The sequence below is a fragment of the Streptomyces sp. S.PNR 29 genome (assembly GCF_030386795.1).
Lineage (GTDB): Bacteria > Actinomycetota > Actinomycetes > Streptomycetales > Streptomycetaceae > Streptomyces.
Window position 1 is genome coordinate 541,068 of the sequence record NZ_JANUQM010000003.1, and the last position, 16,612, is coordinate 557,679.

A 16,612-nucleotide genomic window follows, 5' to 3' on the forward strand; every position below is an offset into this window, starting at 1 on the left:
CGCTTCCCGCCGGCTCAGGCCTCAGGCCTCCGCCGCCGGCTCCTCCTCGTCCACCTCTTCCACCTCGGCCACCGTTTCCTCCAGGGCGAACCCCGGCAGCCACTCCTCCAACTCGTCCCGCAGCCGTACCGTCGACCCCAGCTGGCACAGCACGCCGATGGTGCTCAGGGTGACGCGGTGGATCAGCAGGTAGGCCGGGGGCAGGTTGAGCTGCTTGCCCAGCTGGTAGGCGGGAGAGCGGGGATCGGCGATCCGGGCCGCCTGGCTGCGCATCCAGCCGCGGGTGAAGGTGAACTCGTCGACCCGGGCCGGCTCGATGATCGGCAGGAGGTAGTCGAGGACGGCGTCGGGGTCCAGCTCTATGGATTCCTTGACGAAGCCCTCCGTGCAGAGGAGTTCGTAGACGGCCTCGGCCTCGCCGTCCAGGGTCATCCTGAGGGACTCGCCGATGGGCGTCGGCAGGCCGCCCGGCAGGCGGTCGACCGTGCCGAAGTCCAGGACACCCAGGCGCCAGTCGTCCTCGCCGTTCGGGCCGCCGGGCAGCAGACGGAAGTTGCCGGGGTGCGGGTCGGCGTGCAGCAGGCCGGTGCGGGCCGGGCCGGAGAAGAGGAAGCGGGCCAGGAGCTGGCCGGCCCGGTCGCGCTGCTCCTGGGTGCCGTCCGAGATGATCTCCGACAGCGGGATGCCGTCGATCCACTCGGTGATCAGGATCTGGTCGCACTGGTGGACCACGTCCGGGACCAAGACGTCCGGGTCGTCCGCGAACTCCTCGGCGTGGGCCTGCTGGGCCTGTGCCTCCAGGCCGTAGTCCAGCTCCTCCGAGACCCGGTCCTTGAGCTCCGCGATCAGCGGCTTGATGTCCATGCCGGGGATCAGAGGGCCCAATAGGCGAGAAAATCGGGCGAGTTGGTTCAAATCAGACAGGAGGGCCTCGCCGGCACCCGGGTACTGCACCTTGACCGCCACCTCACGGCCGTCGTGCCACACCCCCCGGTGCACCTGGCCGATCGAGGCCGCCGCGGCGGGCTTGTCCTCGAACTCCAGGAACAGCTCGTGCCAGTCCTCACCGAGCCGCTCCGCGAGAACGGAGTGCACCGTACGCGTCGGCATCGGCGGCGCCGCCTCCTGCAGCTTCGTCAGGGCCGCCCGGTACGGCCCGGCGACCTCCTCGGGCAGCGCCGACTCGAACACGGACAGCGCCTGGCCGAACTTCATCGCGCCGCCCTTGAGCTCACCGAGCACCTTGAACAGCTGATCCGCCGTGCGCTGCTGCAGCTCGCGGCCGACGAGTTCCGCGGACTCGCCGACGATCCGCTTGCCGAGTCCCCAGGTCGCCCGCCCGGCGAAGCCGAGCGGGAGCGCGGCGAGCTTGGCGGTCCGGGTGACCGCCTTACGCGGAAGATCAGACATGCGCCCTCCAAGTCCCAGCCAGCCGTGCCGCGTCTGCCTTACGGCGTTCGTCCGACGACCGTTGCTCCGCCATTGTCTCGCGGGACCCCCCGTCCTCGGAGGTGTGGTCCCTCATAGCTTTCTCCGCCGCTCCGCACGGGCATGCGGGATGCGCCCAGACCGGCCGCGCGTGCCAGTTCAGCCCGGGCAGCGAGACCTCCCAGCGCGCGCCTGCGCTCGACGGCACCTGGCCGTCCAGGAAGGCGAGCGCGTGGGCGGCCGCCAGCCCGGCGACGGTCGTGGCCAGCGTGAGGTCGCAGGCCCGTACCTGGCGTGGTCTGCCGGAGCGCCACTGCGCGACCAGGCGGGGCCAGGCCGGGTCCCGGTCGGTGCGATCCTCCTGCAGACAGCCCGCGCAGCCTGTCTCGCCGGGCAGGACGAGAGGGCCGACGATACCCGTTCCCTCCACGACGCCGGCATACAGATGGGGAGTGCCGGAGGCCACGAAGGAGTCCGCGGTGGACGGGTCGGGTGCGTGGACGGCGACGTCGTCGCGCGGGGCCAGGATCACCAGGGAGAAACCCGGGCCGTCTGCCTCGGGCGGTGCTGTGGGGCCGCGGCGCGGGGGGCTGTCCGGCGCCGCCCGGCGTACGGCCCGGCGGGCCGCCTCGTCCCGGCGGTCGCCGACGGCCTCGGCGGGCAGTCCCCCCGGGGCGACGTCCCACGGCTCGACACAGCCGCCGTCCAGCACATCGACCTCGCCGACGCCCGCGCCCGACAGCAGCGAGGCCAGGACCGCGCCCACCCGGCCCGCGCCCCTGACCTGCACGCGCAGGGAGCGGCGGGCGGCCAGGTGCCTGATCGCGTCGCCCGGTGCGGACGTCGTCAGGGAGAGCGAGGCCAGGTCGGGGCGCAGCCGGTCGAGGACGTCCTTCTTCCCGCGCAGGACGTCGGCCGCCGGCCCGCCGCCCTTGGCGTCGTCGAGCAGTCCCGCCCCGGCCAGCCGCTCCACCAGCCCGTCGACATGGCCGTCCGGCAGGCCCGTACGGCGTCCCTCCTCGCGCAGGAGCGTGAGCCCGCGGGTGCCGTTGAGCAGGTCGAGGAAGCTGCCCGTCGCCAGGTCCATCGGGCCGAGCGTCATCGCGTGCGCCGGCGTCATCCCGAACTGCACGGTGTTCAGATCGCGCCAGCCGCGCCTGAGCGCGGGCTTCACCATCGGATGCATGACAGGCCCCCGTAGCCCTCGTGGAACGTCCCCATGTGCGGCGGTGGTCGGTCACAGCTCCGCCGACGACAGCCAGCATGCCTCGCGGCGCGACCGGGTGCCGAAAGTTGTCCACAGGTGGTGGGTATTAGTCGTATGAATCAAGCGCTTCGTGGGGGATCGGCAGCGAACCGTCCAGGAGTCGGGACTTCCCCGAGTGCAGCGGGTAACGTCGGGGCGTGTCCGCCGACCCACTGCACCGCGCCGGAACGCCGCAGCGCAAGCCGACGAGCCCGCCGCCGAGCGCGATCGAGGTCCGCAGGAGCACCCGTCGACGCAGGACGGTCTCCGCGTACCGCGAGGGTGATCGCACCGTCGTACTCATCCCCGCCCGGATGTCCCAGGCGGAGGAACAGCGCTGGGTGAGCGTCATGCTCGACAAACTGGCCGCCCAGGAGAGCAAGCGAGTCCTCGGCGACGCCGAACTGACCGAGCGCGCCGAGCGGCTGTCGGCCCAGTACTTCGACGGACGCGCCCGGCCGGCATCGGTCCGATGGGTCACCAACCAGAACACACGCTGGGGTTCGTGCACCCCGGCCGAGGGCAGCATCCGCCTGTCGCACCGTCTGCAGGGCATGCCCGAGTACGTCATCGACTACGTCCTCGTCCACGAGTTGGCGCATCTGCTCGTACCCGGACACGGGCCCCGATTCTGGCGGCTGCTGGAGGCGTATCCGCGGACCGAGCGGGCCCGGGGCTACCTCGAAGGCGTGGTCGCCGCCGACCGGTTGCCCCATGTGCCCGGCGCGCGGGGTGAGTGACCGCTTTCCGCGACCGAGCAGCCAATACGCCCGAGCGCGGGTTCTGTACCGGGTCTGTACCGACTTCGTCCGGTGTCCGAGTTTGCCGTTAGCCTGGCGCGACGCACTCACGTTCTGGATGGGGGACGGTCGTTACGCATGGCCAGGGAATTCCAACGCGGCCACAAGGCCAGGATCAGTGACCTCACCGCGGGCACGGATCTGTACGTAGGCGTGCAGATCTCCGGCCCCGGACTGACCTTCGACATCAGCTGCTTCGGTCTGGACGCCGACGAACGGCTCTCGGACGACCGGTACTTCGTGTTCTACAACCAGCCGAAGTCCCCCGAGGAGGCCATTCAGCTCCTGGGCGCCCAGGCGGGCGACACGGAGTCCTTCCGGGTCACGTTGGACAGGATCCCGCCGCAGATCCAGAAGCTGTCCTTCACGGCGACGCTGGACGGCGCCGGTCAGATGTCGCAGATCAGCCCCGGGTACATCCGCATCGTCGCGGGCGGCGAGGAGGTGGCCCGCTACCCCTTCAACGGCTCGGAGTTCTCCACCGAACGGGCCGTGATGCTGGGCGACTTCTACCTGAAGGACGTGTGGCGGTTCGCCGCGGTCGGACAGGGCTTCGACGGCGGCCTCGAAGCACTGCTGAAGAACTTCGGCGGCGAGGTGGCCGAGGAGGAGACGCCCGCCCCGCAGCAGCCGCAGACCGGCGCCGCCCCCGGTTTCGCCCCGCCCGCGTTCGGTGTCCCGGCCGCCCCGGCACCCGAACCGGCCCCTGCCCCTGCTCCGGAACCCACTCCGCAGCCCGCGGCCCAGGGCTTCGCGCCCCCTCCGGGAGCCACTGCGCCTTCGGCTCCGGCGCCCTCGGTGCACGCCGCGCCCACCATCGTCGCGCCCATGCACACCCCGCCCGGCGGCACCGTGCCGCCCCCGGCACCGGCGCCCGCGCCCTACGGCCGGCCCGGCCAGCAGCCCCCGTACGGTCAGCCGCCCCAGCAGCCCTCGTACGGCCAGGCCGCCCCCGGCCAGACCGCTCCGCCGCCCGGCCACCCCCAGCCACAGGCCCCCACCCCACCGCCCGGCCACGGGCAGCCGACCCCGCCTCCGGGCTACGGCCAGCAGCCCCCGTTCGGCCAGCAGCAGGCCCCCTACGCAGCGCCGCAGGGCGCTCCTCAGGGAGCACCACAGGGCCCCGGGGTCTCCGCCGCACTCCAGCAGTTCAAGGAGACGCCCACCGGGCAGCGCTGGACGCAGCAGAACAAGAAGCTCGTCCGCGTGGACCTCGGCATCGGCGGCCAGCCCGTGCTGGCCCGGCAGGGCAGCATGGTGCTCTACCAGGGCAAGGTCGACTTCAGCTACAAGGGCGCCGGGTTCGCCGGCCGGATCGTGGGCAACGCGACCGGCCAGGAGATGCAGCTGATGCGCTGTACGGGCCAGGGGCAGGTGTTCCTCGCCGAGAACTCCACGATGCTGCACCCCATCGAGCTCCAGGGCGACGCCGTGTGTGTCTCCGCCGAGAACGTCCTCGCCTTCGACGAGAGCCTCCAGTACGAGGTCCGCCGCATCGAGGGACACGGCATCCCCGGCGGCGCGCTGTTCACGATGCAGTTCCAGGGCACCGGCACGCTCGTGGTGAAGACGCACGGCACGCCCGTGGTGCTGCCGGTCACGCCCACCACGTTCGCCGACTGCAACGCCGTCGTCGCGTGGTCGGCCGCCTCCCAGGTGGTCGTGTCCAGCCAGGTGCGGATGCGCCGCAACGCCTACCCCGGCGACACCGGAGAGAGCGTCAACCTCCAGTTCAGGGGAGCGCCCGGCAACTTCATCGTCGTCCAGCCGTACGAGATCTGAGGGAGAGCCCGACATGAACCAGCCGCTCGCGGGCTTCGCCCCCGCACCTGTCACCGCCCGCATGGAGAACCACGGCAACCACATGCTGAAGGTCGCCATGCAGACCGGAAACGACCTTCTCGCGCGCGTGGGGTCGATGGTCGCCTACGAAGGGTTCGTCCAGTACGAGCCCAACCCGCCTGCCGTGCGCCAGATCGCGAAGGACTGGATCACCGGCGAGGGCGCGCCCCTGATGAAGTGCTCCGGCGACGGACTGCTGTACCTCGCCGACTACGGCGCGAACGTCGTCGTCATCAACCTGAACGGCGACGGCATCTCCGTCAACGCCACCAACCTGCTCGCCTTCGACGCACACCTCACATGGGGCGTCGAACGGGTCAAGGGGCTGGCGAAGTTCGCCGGACAGGGCCTGTGGAACACCAGGATCTCCGGGCAGGGCTGGGTGGCGCTGACCTCCCGGGGCAAGCCGATCGTCGTCGACTGCGGCGGCGGGGAGGACGAGACGTACGTCGACCCGGACGCGCTCGTCGCCTGGTCCCCGAACCTCAAGGTGAAGGGCAAGCGGAGCTTCAAGGCGCAGTCACTGATCGGCCGCGGCAGCGGCGAGGCCTACCAGATGGCCTTCTCCGGTCAGGGCATCGTCGTCGTCCAGCCCAGCGAGGACAGCACCGACCGTCTCCGGGTCCGGGGCTGAGGGGGAGCCAGAGAGCCATGCAGAGCCCGATTTTCGCCTACAACGACCAGCAGACCCAGGAGCGCTGGAGCCTGCAGAACAAGCAGATGCTCCGTGTCGTCCTGGAGGGCCACGACGACATCCTCGCCCGCAAGGGGACCATGGTCGCCTACCAGGGCCTCGTCGAGTTCGACGCCGAGTTCCAGAGCAATCAGCAGGCACGCGCGCGTGCACACACCGGCGAGGGCCTGGACCTGATGCGCTGTCACGGGCAGGGCACGGTCTACCTCGCCAACCTCAAGCAGCACGTCCACATCATGGAGGTGGAGCAGGACGGTCTCACCGTCGACAGCAGCTACGTCCTGGCGATGGACTCCTCCCTGCACCACGAGGTCATCGCCGTCGACAGCCTGTACGGCATCTCCGGCTCCGGGAAGTACCAGCTCAACATCACCGGTCGCGGCAAGGTCGCCCTGATGACCTCGGGCGCGCCGCTGCTGATGCATGTGACGCCCGACAAGTACGTCAACTGCGACGCCGACGCGATCGTGGCCTGGTCCACCGCGCTGCGGGTGCAGATGCAGGCCCAGACGCACTCCTCCGGGGTGTGGCGGCGCCGCGGCAGCACCGGCGAGGGCTGGGAGCTCAGCTTCATGGGCTCCGGCTTCGCGCTGGTCCAGCCCAGCGAGCTGCTGCCGCCGCAGAACGCCCAGATCGGCTCGGGCCTCGCCGCGCAGTACGGCATGGGGCAGCACGGGGCCCGCGGGCAGAACCAGGGCAACGTCTGGAGCTGATCCCGGCCAGAGGCAGATGTAAGGGGCGGCCGCCATGGCGACCGCCCCTTACACACGGCTCAGGATCCGAGCCTCGCACGCGTCGCCCCCAGCAGACGTACGACCGAGTCGTCCGCCACGGCCGCCACCTCGTCGTACGGGAACCAGCGCACGTCGAGGGACTCGTCGCTGACCGCGTGCGCCGCGTCCGGTGGTGCCAGCACCGCGTACTGGACGTCGAAGTGGCAGTGGCAGGGTGGCGGGATCGGGTGCCGGTCGAGGCGCACCGGGCCGCCCGGAAGCAACGACAGCCCGGCGACGCCCGACTCCTCCGTCGCCTCACGCAGAGCCGCGGCCGACAGGGACGCGTCGCCCGGCTCGCAGTGGCCGCCCATCTGCAGCCACCTGCGCAACTTCTTGTGCAGGGTCAGCAGCACCCGGCCGCCCTCGGGGTCGATCACCAGGGCGCTCGCCGTGACATGGCCCGCCTGACAGGACTTCCACACCCCGTCCGGGTGGGACGCCAGGTGGTCCAGGTAGGCCTGGCGCAGCTCTCCCTGGCTCTCGTACTCCTTCAGCACGAGAACCGTGTCGTCGTACAGGCTCACTCGGTGCCGTCGCCCTCGGAGTCGTCGTCCTTCTTCAGGTTCGGCTTTCCGGTGGAGCCCCCGTCCGCCGCCTCGCCGAGCATCTTGTCGAGCTCGGAGAAGTCGATCTGCTCGCGGTGCACGAAGCCGTCCGGGTCGTCCAGGTCGGTGGCCGTCGGCAGCATGTCCGGGTGGGCCCACAGGGCGTCCCGGCCGTCGACCCCGCGCGCGTCCGTCAGGGACGCCCACAGGCGGGAGGCGTCGCGCAGACGGCGCGGGCGCAGCTCCAGGCCGATCAGCGTGGCGAACGTCTGCTCCGCCGGGCCACCCGAGGCACGGCGGCGGCGCAGCGTCTCACGCAGCGCGTCCGCAGAGCCCAGGCGCGGCTTGGCGGCCGCGTGGACCACCGCGTCCACCCAGCCCTCGACGAGCGCCAGAGCCGTCTCCAGACGGGCCAGGGCGGCCTTCTGCTCCGGCGTGTCCTCCGGCTGGAACATGCCCTGCTGGAGTGCCTCCTGCAGCTGCTCGGGGTTCTGCGGGTCGAACTGGCCGACCACGTCCTCCAGCTTGGCCGTGTCGACCTTGATGCCGCGCGCGTAGCCGTCGACTGCGCCGAACAGGTGGGAGCGCAGCCAGGGCACGTGCGCGAAGAGGCGCTGGTGGGCGGCCTCGCGCAGGGCGAGATACAGCCGCACCTCCTCCTGCGGCACGCTCAGGTCCTTGCCGAACGTCTCGATGTTCACCGGCAGCAGCGCGGCCTTGCCGGCCGGGCCGAGCGGCAGGCCGATGTCGGACGAGCCGACGACCTCGCCGGCGAGCACGCCGACGGCCTGACCGATCTGCGTGCCGAACATGGCGCCGCCCATGGAGCGCATCATGCCGATCAGCGGGCCGGCCATGGCCTGCATCTCCTCCGGCAGGACGTCGCCCATGGCGGTGCCGACGCGCTCGGCGACCGGGTCGACGAGCTCCTGCCAGGCCGGCAGCGTCGCCTCGACCCACTCCGCGCGGCTCCAGGCCACAGCGGAGCCCGCGCCGGAGGGCAGGGCGGTCGCGTCGTCCAGCCACAGGTCGGCGAGGCGGACGGCCTCCTGGACGGCATTGCGCTCGGCGGGGCCGATGCTGGTGTCCTTCGTGCCGTCAGGGGTGCCCTGGGAGACGGTCTGGCGGGCGATCTGCTTGGCCATGTCCCAGTTCACCGGGCCGCCCTCGTAGGAGAGCATCTGGCCAAGCTGCTGGAACGCGGCGCCCAGGTCGGTGGGGTCCAGTGAACCGAACATGGCAGCGAACGGATTGTCCGCACCGGGGCCGCCACCAAAGCCTCCGGCTCCGGGCAGGCTGCCGAAACCGAACGGGTTGGCCGGTCCCTGACCGCCACCACCGCTCTGCTGGTCCTTCTTCTTGCCCTCGTCGCCGTCGTCCGGCTCCTCCGGCGGAAGGCCGAATCCGAATGGGGTGTCACTCACGGGATTCCTCGGCTGGTTAGGCCGCCGGTCTTCTCCGACGGCACGGCTGCCCGACAACACCACCCAGCGTAGACACCTGGGGCGGTTCGGGCCTCGGTGCTTCGCCGACTGACGGCCTGCGGCAGGATGGATGCCACCTGGTACGCACGCGTCACTCGCGCTCGTACTGAAGACAACCGCTGGAGACGCCCGGTGAGTTCCCCAGATCCGCAGGTTCGCGCAGCGCGAAACCAGTCAACCAGTTCGGCAGGGCGCGGGCCCGTCGTCGCGGTCACCGGTGCCGCGTCCGGCGTAGGCGCGCTGCTCACCGAACGGCTTGCCGCCTCGGAGGAGGTCAAGCAGGTCGTCGCCATCGACGAGCGGCGTGGTGAGTGCGCGGCGGCGCGGTGGCAGATTCTGGATGTGCGGGATCCGGCCATCGCCGACAAGCTGCGCGGGGCGGACGTGGTCGTGCATCTGGCGCTCGACCTCGACCTGGAGACCGATGCCGCCGCCCGTACGGCCTACAACGTCCGGGGGACGCAGACCGTGCTGACCGCGGCCGCGGCGGCCGGGGTGCATCGGGTGGTGCTGTGCACCTCGTCGATGGTCTACGGGGCGCTGCCGGACAACGAGCTGCCGTTGTCCGAGGACGCCGAGTTGCGGGCGACGGCGGAGGCCACCGGGGTGGGGGATCTGCTGGAGATCGAGCGGCTGGCGCGGAGGGCTCCGCGGGCGCATCCGGGGCTCAATGTCACCGTGGTGCGGCCGGCTGTGCTGGTCGGGGGTACGGATACCGCGCTGACCAGGTACTTCGAGTCACCTCGGCTGTTGGTCGTCGCCGGGTCGCGGCCGGCCTGGCAGTTCTGTCACGTCGAGGATCTGTGCAGTGCGCTGGAGTACGCGGTGCTGGAGAAGGTGGAGGGGGAGCTGGCCGTCGGGTGTGACGGATGGCTGGAGCAGGAGGAGGTCGAGGAGCTCAGCGGGATTCGGCGGATGGAGTTGCCGTCCGCGGTGGCGTTGGGGGCTGCGGCGCGGTTGCACCGGATCGGGCTGACGCCGTCTCCGGCTGGGGATCTGGCGTACACGATGTACCCCTGGGTGGTGAGTGGGAGCCGGCTGCATGACGCGGGGTGGCGGCCGAAGTACACCAACGAGGAGGTGCTGGCCGAGCTGCTGGAGGAGGTTTCCGGGAGGCACACCGTCGCCGGGCGGCGGCTGGGGCGGAAGGACGCGACTGCGGCGGGGGCCGCGGGGGCGACGGTGGCTCTGCTGGGTGCGGCGGCGGTCGTGCGGCGGGCTCGGAAGGCTCGGCGGCGGATCTGAGGGGGGCCGGAGGGGTGCCCCGTGCCGGCCGCGTACGGCGGGGTTTTCTCGCCCCCGCCGCCCCTACCCGTCCCATCCCCAGGGGCTCCGCCCCTTCGACCCCACCAGGGGCTCCGCCCCTGGGACCCCGGCGGGGACTGCGTCCCCTCCGCCCCTGGTGGGGTTGCTCGGGCTTTGGGCCTCGGCGGGGACTTGCCTCCCTTGCGCCCCTGGCCCCGGCGGGGGCTGCGCCTCTGAACCCGGCGGGGGCTACGTCCCTGGGCGTGCGTGCCCTGCACCCGCTGCGGGGCTGCACCCTGGGTGGGACCGCCCCTGGCCGGGACTGAACTGCGCCCCGGCACCCATGGCAGGGACTGCACCCTCCCCCCGGGAGCCGTGCTACGCCCCCTGGGCTGCTGTGTCTCTCCGCACAGGCAGGGCTTCGCCCCTGCGCCCCTCCGACCAGGCTCGTCCGTGCCGCCGGGCCTCCTTCGAGCAGGTCCGTCCGTGCCCCGGGTCCCTCCGAGCAGGCCGGTCCGTAGCCCTGTGCCCCCACCGGGCAGGCCCGTCCGTGACCCCCCGGACCCCCTCCGGGCAGGCCCGTCCGTGACCCCCCGGACCCTCTCCGGGCAGGCCCATCCGTAACCGCCAGCCCCCCACCGAGCAGGCCCGTCCACAGAAGCCCCCCGACAGGCACGCGTGCGTGCTCCTGCGGAACGGTGTTCCGTGTTGTCCGTGGTGTGGGGCACGATGGACGCATGGCAGTCACGAACGATCACCCCGGTGAGCAGGCGGCGCAGGATCCCATCAAGGTGATCGGGATCCGGGAGACGCCTCTGTCCGTGGACGAGGTTTTCCGGGCCGTCGGGGACGACGCGGCCGGAGGGACCGCGCTGTTCGTGGGGACCGTGCGGAATCATGACGGTGGTGCGGACGTCGACGAGCTCGGGTATTCCTGCCACCCCAGTGCCGAGGCCGAGATGCGGCGGATCGCCGAGAAGGTCGTCGCGGAGTTTCCGGTGCGGGCGCTGGCGGCCGTGCATCGGGTGGGGGACCTGAAGGTCGGGGACCTCGCCGTCGTCGTGGGGGTGTCCTGCCCGCATCGGGGAGACGCCTTCGCCGCCTGCCGGAAGCTGATCGACGACCTCAAGCACGAGGTGCCGATCTGGAAGCACCAGCGGTTCTCCGACGGGACCGAGGAATGGGTCGGCGCCTGCTGAAACGCCGGTGCGTCCTTCTGCGGCCGTCCGGTTGCGTAACCGCACCCCTGGCGTGAGCGTTGTCAGTGCTGATGGTTAATCTGCTGATCAGCCAGTTCGTTCAGTCGCGGACGCTCATTGGGGTTGGAGGTCGGCATGGCGGCGCTCGCCTGGTTGCTGATTCCGCTGGTGGCTGCGATCGGCGCGGGGGTATGGGGCAGTTGGGCCAACCGGACCCGCAAGGTCCGAGGTGACGGCCCCGAGCTCATCGGTTACGCCCGCTTCTGCGAGGCCATGGAGAAGAGCCGGTCGAGCAGCTGACGCTCACGAAACAGCAGGTCACCGGCGCCTGGCACCACGGGGCCGCCCCGGACGGGCGGCCCTGACGGTGCGCTGACAGACACGTCACGTACTGTCGTGGCATGCCACGCCGCACCGCGACGATGCTCGCTTCCACCCTGATGCTGATCGCGCTCCTGTGCGCGGGAGTGTTCATCCCCGTGCCGTACTCGGAGATGTACCCGGGACCGACGGTGAACACCCTCGGCGATCACGACGGCGAGCCGGTGCTGCACATCGCAGGGCGCAAGACGTACGCCACGAGCGGGCATCTGAACATGACCACCGTGCGGGTCACCAGCGCCGAATACAGGATGAACCTCGTCGAGGCCGTCTACGGCTGGCTGGCGCATGACAACAAGGTCCTGCCGCACGACACCCTCTACCCGGACGGCAAGACCGAGGAGCAGTCCAGCCAGGAGAACGCCGAGGAGTTCAGCCAGTCCCAGGAGAGCGCCAAGGTCGCCGCCCTGAAGGAGCTGGACATCCCGGTGAGGTCCTGGGTGATCGTCTCCACGGTGGCGAAGGGGGCCCCGGCGGAGGGCAAGCTGCACGCCGGGGACGTGATCAAGGCGGTCGACGGGACGGCGGTGAAGCAGCCGGCCGACGTCGCGGAACTGGTGACCAAGCACAAGCCCGGTCAGGATGTCGTCTTCACGATCGTGCCCGCCAAGGAGCAGGCCGCCGCGGAGAAGGAGAAGCGGACGGCCACCAGGACCGAGAAGGTCACGATCACCACCACGACCTCCGACGACAGCGGGGCCAAGCGCGCCATCGTCGGCATCTCCGCCGGGACCGATCACACCTTCCCGTTCACCATCGACATCAAGCTGGCCGACGTCGGCGGGCCGAGCGCGGGTCTGATGTTCGCGCTCGGCATCTACGACAAGCTCACCCCGGGCAGTCTCACCGGCGGCAAGTTCGTCGCCGGGACGGGAACCATCGACGACGACGGCAAGGTCGGACCCATCGGCGGCATCGAGATGAAGATCGTCGGAGCGAGCAGCAAGGGCGCCAAGTACTTCCTGACGCCCGCCGACAACTGCTCGGCGGCCACCAAGGACACCCCGAAGGGCCTCACCCTCGTCAAGGTGGGCACCATCGACGACGCCCTCGGCGCCCTCAAGGACATCCGCAGCGGCGACACCGCCGACCTGCCGAAGTGCGCGGCAGGCTAGGCCCTGTCGTGTGGATCATCCCGGCGTCGCGGGGTCCGGCACGCACATCTGCGGCGTTGTCGTCGGTTGCCGACGCTCCGCGTTGGCGCCCTCCTCCGCCTTGCAGCTGCACGCACCGGACCCCGCTCGGCTCGGCTGCAACGCACCGCACCTCACGGCCGGCCTGATCCACACGACAGGGCCTAGCCCTGCGTTCTACTCCTCGAAGGTCGCCGCCAGCGCCTCCGCCAGGCCCGGCACCAGGTCCGAGCCGGTGAGGACCTCCGTGGGGGAGTCCTTCTCCCGCAGACGGAGCGCCGACTCACGGGCGCCGTCGCGCAGGACGGCGACCGTCATACGGACCTCCTGGCGCTCCGGGTGCTCCGCCACCCACTTCGACAACTTCGCCTCGTCGAGGCCCTGGGGCACCTGGGCCTCGGCGGACGGCGGCAGCATCAGCCGCTCCACGCTGAGCGCGCAGCCGACCACCGCGTCGGGCCAGGCGATCCTGCCCAGGAACTCGTCGAGCGGCTTGTCCGTTGGAATCTCGTCCTGCTCGATCGGGGTGAGGCCGGAGGTCTCCTGCCCGCCCTCCAGACCGAGCCGGTCCGCGAGCGAGGGTTGTTCGGCCCGCAGCTGTGCGGTGTCTACGAGGGCGAAAAGGCGGGCGGGCTGATCCCAGCCGAGGCCGGAGACGTACTCGTCGATCTCTAGCACGGCCCGGGTGAGCGGGCTCGCCGCCATGGGAGTGTTGGACATGGTCACAATCCTGCCTCGTTCCTGGCCCGGATCGGGAACCGAGTAAACGATGAGTAAGTTGCATAGATGGGGGCCCGCGATCACCGGGGGCCACGGAGGGCCCACCGACCCGGGGGCCTGACGAATCAACAGCGAACTTCGAGGTGCGCACCTTGGCTTTCCAGATGCCGGACCGCGGCGGAGGCCCGACGGGGCCACGGATCAGAGTCGGCCGCCCGTCCCGGCGTGTCCGGACCCTGCTCATGACACTGGGCGTCCTGGCTGTCCTCGGCATGGCGTTCACCATGTTCGCGGGCTTCTGGACGGACTGGCTCTGGTACCGGTCGGTGAACTACTCGTCCGTCTTCACCACCACTCTGTGGACCAAGATCGGGCTCTTCTTCGTCTTCGGTCTGCTGATGGCTCTCGCGGTCGGCCTCAACATCTGGCTGGCGCACCGGCTGCGGCCGCCACTGAGCGCCATGTCGATGGAGCAGCAGAACCTCGACCGCTACCGGATGGGCATCGCCCCGTACAAGAAGTGGCTGCTGCTCGGGATCACCGCCCTGGTGGGCCTGGTCGCCGGCGCCTCGGCGTCCGGCCAGTGGCGGACCTGGCTGATGTGGGTCAACGGCGTGCCCTTCGGGGAGAAGGACCCCCAGTTCCATCTGGACGTCTCCTTCTACGCCTTCGACCTGCCCTGGTACCGCTTCCTGCTCGGCTTCGGCTTCGCCGCGGCGATCCTCTCCCTGATCGCCGCCGCGCTCACCCACTACCTGTACGGCGGGCTGCGCATCACCAGCCCGGGCGCTCGTGCCACGGCCGCTGCCACCGGGCATCTGTCGGTGCTCATCGGTATCTTCGTGGCCCTGAAGGCGGTCGCGTACTGGCTCGACCGGTACGGACTCGCGGTCAAGTCCAGCGACTTCAAGGCGACCGACAACTGGACGGGCCTGAGGTACGTCGACGCCAACGCCTACCTGCCGGCCAAGACGATCCTGTTCTGCATCGCCGTGATCTGCGCGTTGCTGTTCTTCGCCACCCTGTGGCGGCGCACCTGGCAGCTGCCCGTGATCGGCTTCGGCCTCATGGTGCTGTCGGCGATCCTCATCGGCGGGCTGTACCCGGCGATCGTGCAGAAGTTCCAGGTCCAGCCGAACGAGCAGGCCAAGGAGGCGCCGTACGTCGAGAAGAACCTCAAGGCGACGCGTGAGGCGTACGGCATCGACGGCGCCAAGGTCAGCGACTACGCGGGCCGCAGCACCACCGAGGACAAGACCAAGCTGCGCGACGACGTCGACTCCGCGGCGAGCATCCGGATCATGGACCCGAACATCGTCTCGCCGACGTTCCAGCAGCTCCAGCAGATGCGGAACTACTACGCGTTCCCGAACAACCTGGACGTCGACCGCTACTCCAAGGACGGCAAGGACCAGGACACGGTCATCGGTCTGCGCGAGCTGAACCTGGCCGGCATTCCGAAGAAGAACTGGATCAACAACCACTTCCGCTACACCCACGGCTACGGCGTGGTCGCCGCCGAGGGCACCAGCGCCGACTCCGAGGGCCGCCCGGAGTTCACCGAGTCCGACCTGCCGTCCAAGGGCGACCTCGGGACGTACGAGCAGCGGATCTACTACGGCGAGAAGACCGACACGTACTCGATCGTCGGCGGTCCGCAGAAGGAGATCGACTACTCCGACGACAACGGCGAGAAGACCACCAGCTACAAGGGCGACAGCGGGGTCAGCCTCTCCAACCCGGTCAACCGGGCCGCGTACGCGGCGGCGTTCAGCGAGCCGCAGATCCTGTACTCGGGCGCGATCGGCGAGGGTTCGCGGATCCTGTACAACCGCACACCGAAGGATCGCGTCGAGGCGGTCGCCCCATGGCTGACCATCGACGGCGACGCCTACCCCGCGGTGGTGGACGGCCGTATCCAGTGGATCGTCGACGCGTACACGACGACGAACGGATACCCGTACTCCTCGCGTACGACGCTCGGCGACACGACGGCCGACTCGCTGACCGCGACCAACAACTCGCGCACGGTGGTGGCCCAGCAGAACCAGGTCAACTACATCCGCAACTCGGTGAAGGCGACCGTCGACGCGTACACCGGCGAGGTCAAGCTCTACCAGTGGGACACCAAGGACCCGGTCCTGAAGACCTGGATGAAGGCGTTCCCGGGCACGGTGGAGCCGAGGGCCGACATCTCGGACTCGCTGATGGCCCATCTCCGGTACCCGCAGGACCTGTTCAAGGTCCAGCGCGAGCTGCTCACCCGCTACCACGTCAAGGACGCGACGACGTTCCTCAGCGGCAGCGAGGTGTGGCAGGTGCCGGACGACCCGACCAACAAGTCGGGCAACGCGGTACCGCCGTACTACCTGAGCATGAAGATGCCCGACCAGCAGGCCCAGGCGTTCTCGCTGACGACGACCTTCACGCCCAACGGACGGGACAACCTGAGCGCGTTCATGTCGGTCGACGCCGAGGCGGGCACACCGGACTACGGCAAGATCAGAATCCTGAAGCTGCCGACGAGCACGACGGTCGACGGACCGAAACAGGTCCAGAGCCAGTTCAACTCCGAACAGGACATCGCCGAGTCCATCAGGCTGCTGAGAGGCGGCGACTCCGAGGTCGAGTACGGCAACCTGCTGACGGTGCCGCTCGACGGAGGACTGCTTTACGTGGAGCCGGTCTACGTACGCGGTGGTGGACTCAAGTACCCGCTGCTGCGGAAGGTTCTGGTGACCTACGGAGGTCAGACCGCCTTCGAGAACACGCTCGGCGAGGCCCTCGACAAGGTCTTCGGCACGAAGGGGACGACCACCGAGCCGCCGGACGAGGGCACGACCACCCCGCCGCCGACGTCCGGTGACGCAACGGTCCAAGAGGCGCTGAGCGATGCCCAGAAGGCCTTCGAGGCCGGACAGGAAGCCCTGAAGAAGAACGACTGGGAGGCCTACGGCAAGGCGCAGCAGGACCTTGAGGACGCGTTGCAGCGGGCCGAGGAAGCGCAGGCCAAGGCCGATCAGAGCAGTGGCGGCAAGAACGGCGGCAGTCCCAGCCCAAGTCCGAGCAGCAGTCCCGGCGGGAACACGGACAGCGGCTGACAGCCGGCTCAAGTGGTC

At 70.2% G+C, this 16,612-nt stretch carries 14 protein-coding genes; 9 read left to right on the plus strand and 5 right to left on the minus strand.

Translation table 11 applies throughout. The features are described from left to right. Positions 1 to 21: 21 nt before the first annotated feature. Together NW895_RS11285 and NW895_RS11290 are read right to left on the minus strand one after the other, a co-directional pair. On the minus strand, positions 22 to 1,410 hold the full coding sequence (locus tag NW895_RS11285) for an AarF/ABC1/UbiB kinase family protein (protein ID WP_289935277.1): 1,389 nt from the start codon (positions 1,408 to 1,410) through the stop codon (positions 22 to 24). Further along, on the minus strand, positions 1,403 to 2,614 hold the full coding sequence (locus tag NW895_RS11290) for a TOMM precursor leader peptide-binding protein (protein WP_289935278.1): 1,212 nt from the start codon (positions 2,612 to 2,614) through the stop codon (positions 1,403 to 1,405). The genes NW895_RS11285 and NW895_RS11290 overlap by 8 nt, the downstream gene beginning before the upstream one ends. 218 nt (positions 2,615 to 2,832) lie before the next feature. On the opposite strand from NW895_RS11290, the gene NW895_RS11295 reads away from it, so the two are divergent. From NW895_RS11295 to NW895_RS11310, 4 genes are all read left to right on the plus strand, one after another. Then, positions 2,833 to 3,414 (plus strand): M48 family metallopeptidase, encoded by a 582-nt coding sequence (locus NW895_RS11295; RefSeq protein ID WP_289935279.1) that lies wholly within the window; start codon positions 2,833 to 2,835, stop codon positions 3,412 to 3,414. A 138-nt stretch (positions 3,415 to 3,552) separates the two neighbouring features. Beyond that, the gene (locus tag NW895_RS11300) at positions 3,553 to 5,256 is read left to right on the plus strand and encodes a TerD family protein (RefSeq protein WP_289935280.1); all 1,704 of its coding nucleotides are present in this window, start codon (positions 3,553 to 3,555) and stop codon (positions 5,254 to 5,256) included. Between the two features lie 13 nt (positions 5,257 to 5,269). Further along, positions 5,270 to 5,950: an AIM24 family protein gene (locus NW895_RS11305; RefSeq protein WP_289935282.1), complete on the plus strand. Its 681-nt coding sequence runs from the start codon at positions 5,270 to 5,272 to the stop codon at positions 5,948 to 5,950. Between the two features lie 17 nt (positions 5,951 to 5,967). After that, entirely contained in the window at positions 5,968 to 6,723 is a 756-nt protein-coding gene (locus NW895_RS11310; RefSeq protein ID WP_289935283.1) for an AIM24 family protein, read from the plus strand. Positions 6,724 to 6,782: 59 nt separating this feature from the next. On the opposite strand, the gene NW895_RS11315 is transcribed toward NW895_RS11310, so the two are convergent. Together NW895_RS11315 and NW895_RS11320 are read right to left on the minus strand one after the other, a co-directional pair. Next, a complete protein-coding gene (locus NW895_RS11315; RefSeq protein WP_289935284.1) occupies positions 6,783 to 7,310 on the minus strand; it encodes an NUDIX hydrolase in 528 nt (175 codons plus the stop codon). Continuing rightward, positions 7,307 to 8,755 carry a zinc-dependent metalloprotease gene (locus NW895_RS11320; RefSeq protein ID WP_289935285.1) on the minus strand — a complete coding sequence of 483 codons (1,449 nt, stop codon included), beginning with the start codon at positions 8,753 to 8,755 and terminating at the stop codon, positions 7,307 to 7,309. The genes NW895_RS11315 and NW895_RS11320 overlap by 4 nt, the downstream gene beginning before the upstream one ends. 192 nt (positions 8,756 to 8,947) lie before the next feature. On the opposite strand from NW895_RS11320, the gene NW895_RS11325 reads away from it, so the two are divergent. From NW895_RS11325 to NW895_RS11340, 4 genes are all read left to right on the plus strand, one after another. Next, positions 8,948 to 10,060, plus strand: a complete 1,113-nt coding sequence (locus tag NW895_RS11325) for an SDR family oxidoreductase (protein WP_289935286.1) — start codon at positions 8,948 to 8,950, stop codon at positions 10,058 to 10,060. Between the two features lie 737 nt (positions 10,061 to 10,797). Continuing rightward, positions 10,798 to 11,259 (plus strand): molybdenum cofactor biosynthesis protein MoaE, encoded by a 462-nt coding sequence (locus NW895_RS11330; RefSeq protein WP_289935288.1) that lies wholly within the window; start codon positions 10,798 to 10,800, stop codon positions 11,257 to 11,259. Positions 11,260 to 11,394: 135 nt separating this feature from the next. Then, positions 11,395 to 11,559 carry a hypothetical protein gene (locus NW895_RS11335; RefSeq protein ID WP_289935289.1) on the plus strand — a complete coding sequence of 55 codons (165 nt, stop codon included), beginning with the start codon at positions 11,395 to 11,397 and terminating at the stop codon, positions 11,557 to 11,559. Between the two features lie 101 nt (positions 11,560 to 11,660). Next, complete coding sequence (locus NW895_RS11340) at positions 11,661 to 12,755, plus strand: PDZ domain-containing protein (protein WP_289935290.1); 1,095 nt, start codon at positions 11,661 to 11,663, stop codon at positions 12,753 to 12,755. Positions 12,756 to 12,950: 195 nt separating this feature from the next. On the opposite strand, the gene NW895_RS11345 is transcribed toward NW895_RS11340, so the two are convergent. Continuing rightward, on the minus strand, positions 12,951 to 13,493 hold the full coding sequence (locus NW895_RS11345) for a PPA1309 family protein (RefSeq protein WP_289935291.1): 543 nt from the start codon (positions 13,491 to 13,493) through the stop codon (positions 12,951 to 12,953). A 164-nt stretch (positions 13,494 to 13,657) separates the two neighbouring features. Between NW895_RS11345 and NW895_RS11350 the strand changes: the two genes are divergently transcribed. Continuing rightward, entirely contained in the window at positions 13,658 to 16,594 is a 2,937-nt protein-coding gene (locus NW895_RS11350) for a UPF0182 family protein (RefSeq protein ID WP_289935521.1), read from the plus strand. The last annotated feature ends 18 nt before the right edge of the window (positions 16,595 to 16,612 follow it).

What these genes read in the sequence shown, in the direction of transcription:
- NW895_RS11335 (WP_289935289.1), top strand. Translation starts at nt 11,395, where the DNA reads ATGGCGGCGCTCGCCTGGTTGCTGATTCCGCTGGTGGCTGCGATCGGC.
- NW895_RS11305 (WP_289935282.1), top strand. Translation starts at nt 5,270, where the DNA reads ATGAACCAGCCGCTCGCGGGCTTCGCCCCCGCACCTGTCACCGCCCGC.
- NW895_RS11330 (WP_289935288.1), top strand. Translation starts at nt 10,798, where the DNA reads ATGGCAGTCACGAACGATCACCCCGGTGAGCAGGCGGCGCAGGATCCC.
- NW895_RS11310 (WP_289935283.1), top strand. Translation starts at nt 5,968, where the DNA reads ATGCAGAGCCCGATTTTCGCCTACAACGACCAGCAGACCCAGGAGCGC.
- NW895_RS11350 (WP_289935521.1), top strand. Translation starts at nt 13,658, where the DNA reads ATGCCGGACCGCGGCGGAGGCCCGACGGGGCCACGGATCAGAGTCGGC.
- NW895_RS11290 (WP_289935278.1), bottom strand. Translation starts at nt 2,614, where the DNA reads ATGCATCCGATGGTGAAGCCCGCGCTCAGGCGCGGCTGGCGCGATCTG.
- NW895_RS11340 (WP_289935290.1), top strand. Translation starts at nt 11,661, where the DNA reads ATGCCACGCCGCACCGCGACGATGCTCGCTTCCACCCTGATGCTGATC.
- NW895_RS11285 (WP_289935277.1), bottom strand. Translation starts at nt 1,410, where the DNA reads ATGTCTGATCTTCCGCGTAAGGCGGTCACCCGGACCGCCAAGCTCGCC.
- NW895_RS11345 (WP_289935291.1), bottom strand. Translation starts at nt 13,493, where the DNA reads ATGTCCAACACTCCCATGGCGGCGAGCCCGCTCACCCGGGCCGTGCTA.
- NW895_RS11300 (WP_289935280.1), top strand. Translation starts at nt 3,553, where the DNA reads ATGGCCAGGGAATTCCAACGCGGCCACAAGGCCAGGATCAGTGACCTC.